A 9,468-nucleotide genomic window follows, 5' to 3' on the forward strand; every position below is an offset into this window, starting at 1 on the left:
TGTTAGTGGGTATTGGCAAATGAGTACAGTAATTTGGACATTTTGCACAAATGTCGGTAACAGCCAAGATGCCTGTTCCACAAATGGACATTTTGCACAAATGTCGGTAACAGGTAATATGCCTGTTCCACAGCTTTTAGTTGTTGAGAATGGTGTTGATAAAACTCAGAAACCTGTTTATATCACCCAGGCTTTCAGGTTTTATCTCATGGCGCAATCATAAAAATTGGTTTGCCCTTTTGGGCTAGTTTTGTATTTGAGTTGCCGATCCGAGAAACGCCCAACGTTCGCAAGCAGCGCGCTGGAAGTTATCGAGGCTGATGCTCGATCAACTATTATTTAAATAAATTTGATACAGCTAAGTAAAGAAGTTTTCACCCCCACCGGGTAGTTGATTTTTACTTGTACTCTGTTTTACAATAAATCCTGTTGCAGGGATTTGTTGCTCCTCCTGTTTGCTCGCCCGATCGGGGGAGGGGAGAATTTGAACTTATTAAAAAGTTGCCTTATTCAACTATAACCGCTCAGGTTTTTTTTGGCAAGTTTGAGGCAAGGGGAGTTTTGTTTCTATTAACTGTCTCCCGGATTGGGCGATATAAGCATTGCACTTTTAACCGAGCATAAGTGTATTTTTTATAACTTTTTGCGGCACTTGAAGATTTAATTTTATCCTAACGTTAAACTAACGTTAAACTGCTGTCTCAGATTTGCATGAGGTCAATATGCTCGACAACCTCGATTTAGATATTTCCTTGGACAAAGAAACCTATGATGCCAAAATCGAAGTTTTAATGCAGCAGTTGCGATCGCTCCAACAGACCTGCTGGGAAAAAAAACTGCCTGCAATCATCGTACTCGAAGGCTGGGCGGCCGCCGGCAAAGGCGCCCTGGTCAAAAAAATGGTGGGGTACATGGATCCGCGGGGGTTTGCCGTCCACCCGATTTGGCCGCCGTCAGAGGCAGAAATGGGCTATCCTTTCCTGTGGCGGTTTTGGGAGAAACTGCCGGCGCGAGGGCGGATTGGTTTTTTCTACCACAGTTGGTACACTCATGTTTTAGAAGACCGATTGTTCCAGAGAGTTTCTGACGCCGAAGTACCGACAGTCATCAGGCAAATCAACGCCTTCGAGCGGCAGATGGTAGATGACGGCGCGGCGATCGCCAAATTTTGGATTCACCTGAGCAAAAAAGAACTCAAGCACAGGCTCAAAAAACTAGAAGACGACAGCTTACAAGCTTGGCGAGTGCGGCCCGAAGATTGGAAACAAGCCAAAAAATACCAAGAATACACAACTTTGGCCGAAGAAATGGTAACTCAAACCGGCACGGGCCCGGCACCTTGGACGCTAGTAGAAGGGGACTGTCAGCGCTGGGCGAGAGTCAAAGTTTTAACGCAAATGGCAGCGACAATTACAGAAGCCCTAGAGAGACTCCCGACGCAATCTGCACCACTGAAATTGCCACCTCAAGAAAGCTTGTCACCCACCGAACCCAACTTGCTCGCCCAAGTAGATTTGACTCAATCGCTGTCGCCAGACGAATACAAACAGGAACTTCGCGCAGCACAAACCAGTTTTGGCAAACTGCAACAAAGCATCGACGAAGATGAAATCCCTGTCTTAGTGCTGTTTGAAGGTTGGGACGCCGCCGGTAAAGGAGGCGCGATCAAACGCTTGACGGACATCCTAGACCCCCGCAGTTACACCGTTAATCCGTTTGCTGCCCCCACGGATGAAGAAAAATCTCACCACTACCTCTGGCGGTTCTGGCGGCGGTTGCCGACTGCTGGTAAAATCAGCATTTGCGATCGCAGTTGGTATGGTAGAGTGCTGGTCGAACGAGTGGAAGGATTTGCCACCGAACCCGAATGGCGCCGAGCTTACCAGGAAATTAACGAATTTGAGGAGCAACTCACCAGTTTCGGTTGTGTCGTAGTTAAATTCTGGCTGCACATCAGTCCAGACGAGCAACTAAAGCGGTTTACAGAGCGAGAAAAAAATCCATTTAAACAATACAAACTCACTCCTGAAGATTGGCGGAATCGCCAAAAGTGGAATTATTATGAAGTGGCGGTGAATCAAATGGTTCAGCGCACCAGCACCCCGTCAGCTCCCTGGACTATAATTGCGGCCGATAACAAGTATTATGCTCGTGTTAAAGTAATTCAAACGGTAACGCAGGCAATTCGGAATCAACTGAAACGCCGATAAATTGGGATTGGTGAACGGGTAACAGGTAATGGGAAAAATAGCAGCAGCACAAATCAGGCTTGAATTGCCAAGTCAATTTCACCTGCCGCCGGCTCCATCCATTATCAATTACCGATCGACCATTAACCAACTATCGATTACCAATTATCTGTCAGCAATCTGTGACCCGCCCCAAAACGGGTACAACCCCCCAACGCTATGAGTGTGGAGAGCCTAAAATTTTAGACCAAAGTGCAAGCTCCTAGATTCATCTGTGGAGTCAATCTAAAATCTAAAATTTAAAATTTAAAATCGACTGACTGGAAGTAGCGGGATCTCCTTGCGTGCAACCAATAGTTGATAGCTGACCGGAATAGAGCATTTCTCAGAAATGCGATCGAACTGTGCGATCGGCCAAAGTTAACAACCCAACTCAACCGATGCCCGTATTTGCTCCCGCAGCTAAATTAGCGCTCGTTCCACACTTCCGTACTAATTTATGAAGACACAGAATATTGCAAGATGCCTGAACTATTCGCTCGCATTCTATTTCTATTCCTCCTCTTCTCACTGATCAAATCGTGGTGGGATCAATCAGGAGGCAAAGACAATCCTTTAATAGATCGGCTGCGCGTTTTGCTGCTGATCAGCCTTTTGTTCCTCGCTTTTTTTGCCCCAGACACGCCAGTCGGAGCGGCGATTTTCGGCTTAATAGCTTTCTTCTTTAAGCCGCTAGGTTTTGCGATCTCACTGTTGGTGATTGCATCGGCGCTGATCACGAACGGGGGCATCCGCAACCCGGCGCCGAGAATGATCCTGGCTGCGCTGCTGGTTTTGATTCTGTCGAGTATGCCAGTGGTGGCTTATTGGTTCGCAGATCAAGCAGAACGAGATGCCGCAGCCCGCACAGTTTGCTGCGATGAAACAGCAGCGGCGATCGTCCTGCTGGGCAAGGGAACGACTAACAGTCACAACGCTAACCGAGAAGCAATTCAACTGACAGACACAGGCAATCGCTTGCCCTATGCTGCTGTTTTGTACAAAAAAGAACTAGCACCTTTGGTGATTGTTAGTGCTGGGCCCAGAGCAAATTTACAGAATGATACTGGCGAAGCTAAAGATATCCAAACTTTGCTGGCAAGCAACATGGGCGTGCCGCGCAACAATATCGTTCTCGACGATAATGGCAGGAACATACGCACCAGCGCCGAGGAAGTGAGAAAAATCCTCGACAGCCGCGGCGTCGGGCGCAAAGTAATCCTGGTAACATCTGCAATTCAGATGCGACGTGCCAGCCTCGCTTTTGCGAATATGGGAATCCAGGTGATTCCTAGAGCTACGGACTTCTACACTTACCAGCCAGTGTCAGGAGGGCATTCCAAACTGCGCTTAGACGCGGCAGATTTCCTGCCCAGTGCAGAAGCTTTGGTAACTACGACACGAGTATTCGATGAATATTTCGGGTCTGTTTATTACTATTTGCGCGGCTGGCAGGCTCCCAGAGCCTAAAGCGGCAAGTTGGTGGTGTTTTTTTGAGGCAACACCGACTGCTCCCCAGATTGGTTTAACATTTCCTGAGAATGAGACCTTTGTGGGGGGCTGTATTTTCTCATTCCGGCGGGATCGCCGACGGCAAAGTTGGCAGTTAATAAAAACACCGCCCAAAATATAGGCTCCTCCCACTTAGATTTTGTTGGAGTTGGTGCTGGCGTTGTGACTGATTCAACGTTTACTTTGATATCTAATTTGCCTTCAATTTCTTTGCCTTTGAGAACTCCGTCCTTGCAGACACCCTTAAAAATCATCGGAGCGGGTTTTGGTGCTTCTGCTGCATCTGTTTTCGGTTCGTCTGCCATTTTTTTTATCCTGGGTTTGAGTAGATCCGATTGGATAGTAGATTCTCAGAGGTTCGGGGGTTTTCCGGAAAGGATTGCGCGAACTCTGAAAAAATTAAATTAAATATGCACCCCGCCCCTGATTGGGGATTAAAAATAAGAAGTTGAAGGCATTTCAAGCTAGTCCTTGTTGATTTTGGGTAGCAGCGCTGCCTTGATGCTGCTACCTATCTATCTGGGTGAAAGGGAGGTTTTTATGCAAAGTACAGATTTTTAGGAAAATTTTGTCAATAATATTGATTAGCTGCCCGCAGGCGGTAACGATCGCAGCCTGAAAGCCGATCGCACTTGCTCTCATATTATGTCCGGTCAATTACCATAACAATCAAAGTTAGCGCCTGCGGACTGAAGTCCGCACTACGAACCAATTTTATTGCGATAGAGCGATCGCACTTGCTCTCACCTCACAAACCGGGTTTTTCCCGGAGCTCAAGTGTCGCAATGTGCTTTAAAAACAGGGTTTCTGGTTCACAAGGGCGATCGTAAATATTTAAATAACCGAAAGTGAAAACACCCACCAGCAAACTATCTTCCCTGGAACCAGAACAACTGGCAGCTTGGGCAATAGAGGCAATTAATCGCAGTAAATCCGGTAAAATCCCCGCATACGTACCTCTCCTTGCCCAAGCCGACAGACAATGGTTTGCCGTGCAAATTCGGGCAATTGACGGTCAAATTTTGAGCTGGGGTAGCGCTGCTACCACATTCCCGCTGATGAGCGCAGTCAAACCTTTCGTCTTGCTTTACTTGCTGTGCGAATTGGGTGAAAAAGCAGTTTTTGACTGCGTGGGCTGCGAGCCTTCGGAACTTCCTTTCAATTCTCTGACTCAACTCGAAAGGGATAAAGGGAAGCCGAGAAATCCGATGATTAATAGCGGGGCGATCGCTCTAGCGTCTTTGATTCCCGGTGAAAATGCGGTTGAACGCTGTCAAAACCTGCGAACTTGGCTGAACCAACAGGCAAAAAGTCAGCTATTTGTTGACGAGTTAATGCTCGATTCAGTGAATGCTATGCCGAATCAAAAAAATTGGGATCTTGCCTTAGCAATGGTAGAATCTGGTTATCTACAAAACTCGGAAATTGCGTTAGAAACCTACAATCGCGTTTGCTGTTTGTCTGGAAGTGTAGAGGATTTGGCGAAGCTGGGAATGGTGTTGGTAAATGGTGGTGAAGCGATCGCGGAAAACTGTCGCACTGTGAAAGCGCTGATGGCTACTTGCGGTTTGTATGAAGCATCGGCCCGCTTTGCGCTGCGGGTGGGAATTCCCGCTAAGTCGGGTGTTAGCGGGGCTTTGTTGTCGGTTATTCCGGGCGAAGGGGCGATCGCCTCCTACAGTCCGCCTTTGAATAAAGAGGGAAATTCTGTCGGCGGTTTGTTTCTGTTGGAACAAATAGCTAAATCTTTGCGGCTGAGTATATTTGATTAGATTGGGTAATTGGTAATTGGTAATTGGGAATTGGGAATTGGGAATTGGGAATTGGGAAGAAGGCCCGCGCAGGACATTGTTATTTGTTATTTGTTATTTGTCCGATGTTATTTGTTAGTGGCTACCAATAACCAACTACCAATAACCAACTACCAATAACCAACTACCAATAACCAATAACCAATAACCAATAACCAATAACCAATAACAACTGTCAACTGTCAACTGTCAACTGACTACTGACTACTGCTTTTCACCCAAAATAGCATAAACCACAGTTTCTTCTTTTTTGCCGCGCAATTGAATCGCTCCTACTTTTTGCCCTTCGTAGCGATCGCGCACGTAAGCAAAAGTTCTCCCCGTCACCAACAAATTAAAAGGACTGTCAGAAATAATTTCCTTATTCATCGCCTCCAATCTAGCCGCAACGTTGACAGCATCGCCGATTACAGAATAATTCAAACGCCGGGAACCGCCGACGCTGCCGGCAACTAACTGTCCGGTATGCAAACCAATGCCAAACTTAATTAAAGGTTTGCGGTCAATTCTAAGCTGCTCGTTGATTTTGTGCAGCTTTTCGTGCATGGCGATGCAAGCTGCTACGGCATTTAAAGCATCTTGTTGAATTTCGGGATATTCTGTGTGGCAAAAAGGTACACCAAAAACTGCCATAATTGCATCACCAATGTATTTATCGACAACGCCGCCGTGATCCATAATACAGTCGGTCATCGCTTCCAAATAATGGTTCAGCCAGGTGAGCAAATCCCGCGGCCGCATTTTTTCGGAAATTGAAGTAAAACTGCGAATATCCATAAACAGCACAGTTGCTGTAAGTTCTTGAGGTTCGAGTTCTCCCTGTTCAAATATCTCTGCTTTGCGTTCCCAAATAAGCTGAGCAGTTTCGGGGGCGACGTGTTTTTCAAATAACCTCATTAACTGCTGTTTTTCGTACTGTTCCCGCACTTGTAAAGCAGTACCAGATAAAATGAGGGTGCCGATGGGTGCGGCAACGGGAAGCCACCAAAAATAGTAGCCAAATAATACAGCAGCAGCCGTAACCCAAATTACAGGTAAACCAAGGGCGATCGCAATTCTTGCTTTAACACCTCGGTTGCACAGCACCGAAGTAGTAAGGGGGCCAATCCCCAACAATAACAAAATTTCTAGCGCTGCGGGCAGTCGCTTTAGCAATCGCTGATTGAGCAAATTGTCAACTAAAGCTGCATATAAATAAACCCCAGCAGTAGTCTTGTTCAGAGGTGTAGATATCTGGTCAAAACCCGTAGCGACTAGACCGACTAAGACTAATTTATCAGCTAAAGCATTTTCAGGAATTCTACCTTCTACAACATCCACAAAAGCATAGGTACGTAGATTTTCTGTTTTCCCGGGCCAGTTAACCCAGACTGTTTGTTCCTGCATATTTTGTGGCTGCGGCAGCAATACAGGATTTTGCGGGTTAGCAGCGTTGTACCTCTGAGTCATTACTAAACCGAAGTTAGGAATGGAGTCGAGAAATATTTTTGAATCGCGGCTAACGCCGTCGCTGTTCGGTTCGTGCATTATATGTCCGACACCTGCGGCGGCTGCTTTTAAAGATGCTACTGGTTGTTCTTGGGTGGTTCTTGGGAGTACAACTTTGCCATTTGTGGCGATCGCAGCGGCTAACATTTCATCTTTCGGACTCGGATCGAGGAAAAGAATGTCGAAACCAACTGCTGTGGGGGGAAATTTTTTTAAAGCTGACAGCAGGGCGGCGTAGCGATTGCGCGACCACGGAAATTGACCGTATTCCTGCAAGCTTTGGGGTTCGATCGCAATTACCGCAATTCTCTCATCCCAACCCGGATTTGGCAAAACTCCCGATTCTCGAATTTGAAATAGGGTTTTGTATCCCAAATATTCAAGGGGTTTCCACATTCCCAATTGCAGCATGGCGACAGACATTATTCCTGCTACGGCGCCTGTCAGCCAGGGAGGATTTGTGATGAGATATTGCCGGATGCCAATCAGTTGATTGTGTTTCAGATGCTCGATCAATTGTTTGAACTTCATTCAATTAATTTGACGCAATAATTGACATTCGATGCTGATGTTCGGATAATACCGGGCGGTTGAAACCGCGTCTAGACAAACAAAACCCGCCTCCGCGGGTTGAAACCAGACCGATATTTCAGATGATAATACCGGGCGCTTGAAACCGCCGTCCGATCTAGATCAGTTGTTTAGGGAACTGCGAGGTTGTAATGCTTTTCTCTGACGGACGATCCTCTCACTACAATTTTGAGGCGGCGGCTGGCCGGTAAAATTCCTTGGATTTTGAATTTACCTTCTCGATCGATCTTAATGGCTTGGTTGTTGACATAAATTATGTCGATCGGGTTAATTTGACCGCTGAGGCGATAGATATTCCCACCGAGTCTCGACAAACTGCGGACTTTGAGATCGGCTAAGCGAGGGCTGGCTGATGGCGGTGCGGGGGGAGTTTGAGGGAAAATTTCCGTGGCGTTACCGCCGTTGACAACTACTTCGGAGTCGTTTTTGCCAGATACTCCGACTGAACCTTCAATGGTTTCGACTCCGGTTTTGCCGTCTGGGCCGACGCTGACGCCAAAGGATGTACCCCTGACTCCGGCAACGCCTTCGGGGGTTTCAACCCTGACTGGGGCGGTTCTGGGAGATTTTTTTTGTTGGGCTATTTGATTGGTTTCGGCAATTGGGCTGAATGTATTTAAGGCGGCAATTTGCTTGGGTAGGATAATTGCTGAGGTTTGAGCTGCGGCTGTGGGCGCAGCAGTTTTGCCGATCGACAATCTCACTCGTCCCCTGCTGACAAAAATAGCTGTGTCGTTTTCGCCTGAAGTGCTTGACAAATCGGATATTCTAACTGCGGTTTTTTCGGCAACTTCAACGATGCCGGTGTTGTTGTCGATCGCTAAGCGGGCTGTGGAATCGGGGTCGGTGATGATTTCGTCTCCGGGGGCGAGGAGCCGATCGCCGACGACGGCGGGCCGCCCTTTAAAGGTGACTGTACCGCGAATTTCTTGAATTTCGAGCGATCGGCCTGTCGCTGTTCCCTGAGCGTTGATTGTCTTGGTTGGGGATGGATTGGCTGCCGCTATTACCGGAAATTTTGGAGACTTTGAGCCGGTTGGTGGTGCTGGCGGTCGATCGACCGAGATAATTTTAGTAGGGTTTGACTGCTGTTTGGGGGATGGAGACAGCGGACTGGCGATCGTAGGGCGAAAGGCTGGAAGACAGGCCAGCACAGCTAAGGACAAACTTAGGAGTGGAATTTTGGTCGATCGCCAGCAAGTAAAAATTTTATTCATATTTTCTATTTTGTCATGTTGAAGTTCTTAGACTTCATTTGCTTTATTAGACTTCTTAAATCCGGAAATCGTTCCATTTTTTTTGCCATAAAACAGCAGCCAAAATAAGCTTTCTCAGCAAGAAAGCTTACCATTAAATCTTCTTTTTATTGTCAAAATTTAGTAAACTGTTACAACGAGGCAGTTTCCTCAGATTTGATGTGTAATTTTTGGGTTCCCCAGACCAAGAGTCTTGCAGAACAAGAGTTTTCGCCGCTCTCAATAGGAAAGAGCGAATATTTATATATAGCAAACATAAAATTAATTACTGCTAGTAAAGGTCTTTTGGCTTCGGCCGGAAGGATGAATAATTGGGAAGAAATCCTGTAGTTGTGGCAATTAATAAAAAGATTCCCTTTGGGAAGTGATAAAAAATAATTATATAAGTGGTGCGGCTGGCTTTGGGAGTGGAGCTTGTGCCTGTGCAACCAACGCAGGCTGGGCCGAGCGACAAGGGGGCAAAGATCGAGCAACTCCGACTAGAATAGCTGGTAAAAGTATAGTCATCTATTACATGACATGGGAGGCTTCAAGTCCCTCCCCTTTCGCTTTCACTTCGAGCGGATTAACCCGCCTCGGCTG

8 protein-coding genes are annotated in these 9,468 nt (G+C 46.8%); 5 read left to right on the top strand and 3 right to left on the bottom strand.

The features are described 5' to 3' along the window. Positions 1-19: 19 nt before the first annotated feature. From JGK36_RS18675 to JGK36_RS18685, 3 genes are all read left to right on the top strand, one after another. A complete protein-coding gene (locus tag JGK36_RS18675) occupies positions 20-223 on the top strand; it encodes a hypothetical protein (protein ID WP_293186248.1) in 204 nt (67 codons plus the stop codon). Positions 224-722: 499 nt separating this feature from the next. Continuing rightward, a complete protein-coding gene (pap, locus tag JGK36_RS18680; protein WP_293186246.1) occupies positions 723-2,210 on the top strand; it encodes a polyphosphate:AMP phosphotransferase in 1,488 nt (495 codons plus the stop codon). Between the two features lie 501 nt (positions 2,211-2,711). Continuing rightward, positions 2,712-3,698: a YdcF family protein gene (locus tag JGK36_RS18685; RefSeq protein WP_293186244.1), complete on the top strand. Its 987-nt coding sequence runs from the start codon at positions 2,712-2,714 to the stop codon at positions 3,696-3,698. On the opposite strand, the gene JGK36_RS18690 is transcribed toward JGK36_RS18685, so the two are convergent. Continuing rightward, on the bottom strand, positions 3,695-4,045 hold the full coding sequence (locus JGK36_RS18690) for a hypothetical protein (protein WP_293186242.1): 351 nt from the start codon (positions 4,043-4,045) through the stop codon (positions 3,695-3,697). The genes JGK36_RS18685 and JGK36_RS18690 overlap by 4 nt on opposite strands. 543 nt (positions 4,046-4,588) lie before the next feature. Between JGK36_RS18690 and glsA the strand changes: the two genes are divergently transcribed. Further along, entirely contained in the window at positions 4,589-5,512 is a 924-nt protein-coding gene (gene glsA, locus JGK36_RS18695) for a glutaminase A (protein ID WP_293193396.1), read from the top strand. Between the two features lie 243 nt (positions 5,513-5,755). Here glsA and JGK36_RS18700 read toward each other — a convergent pair whose 3' ends face one another. Both JGK36_RS18700 and JGK36_RS18705 read right to left on the bottom strand, forming a co-directional pair. After that, entirely contained in the window at positions 5,756-7,570 is a 1,815-nt protein-coding gene (locus JGK36_RS18700) for an adenylate/guanylate cyclase domain-containing protein (RefSeq protein ID WP_293186238.1), read from the bottom strand. A gap of 170 nt (positions 7,571-7,740) precedes the next feature. Continuing rightward, the gene (locus tag JGK36_RS18705; protein WP_293186237.1) at positions 7,741-8,847 is read right to left on the bottom strand and encodes a FecR family protein; all 1,107 of its coding nucleotides are present in this window, start codon (positions 8,845-8,847) and stop codon (positions 7,741-7,743) included. Positions 8,848-9,250: 403 nt separating this feature from the next. Here JGK36_RS18705 and JGK36_RS18710 point away from each other — a divergent pair. After that, the coding region (locus JGK36_RS18710; protein WP_293197810.1) for a hypothetical protein at positions 9,251-9,468 on the top strand (218 nt) is incomplete at its 3' end.

Source organism: Microcoleus sp. PH2017_35_SFW_U_B, assembly GCF_020737865.1.
Classification (GTDB): Bacteria; Cyanobacteriota; Cyanobacteriia; order Cyanobacteriales; family Microcoleaceae; genus Microcoleus.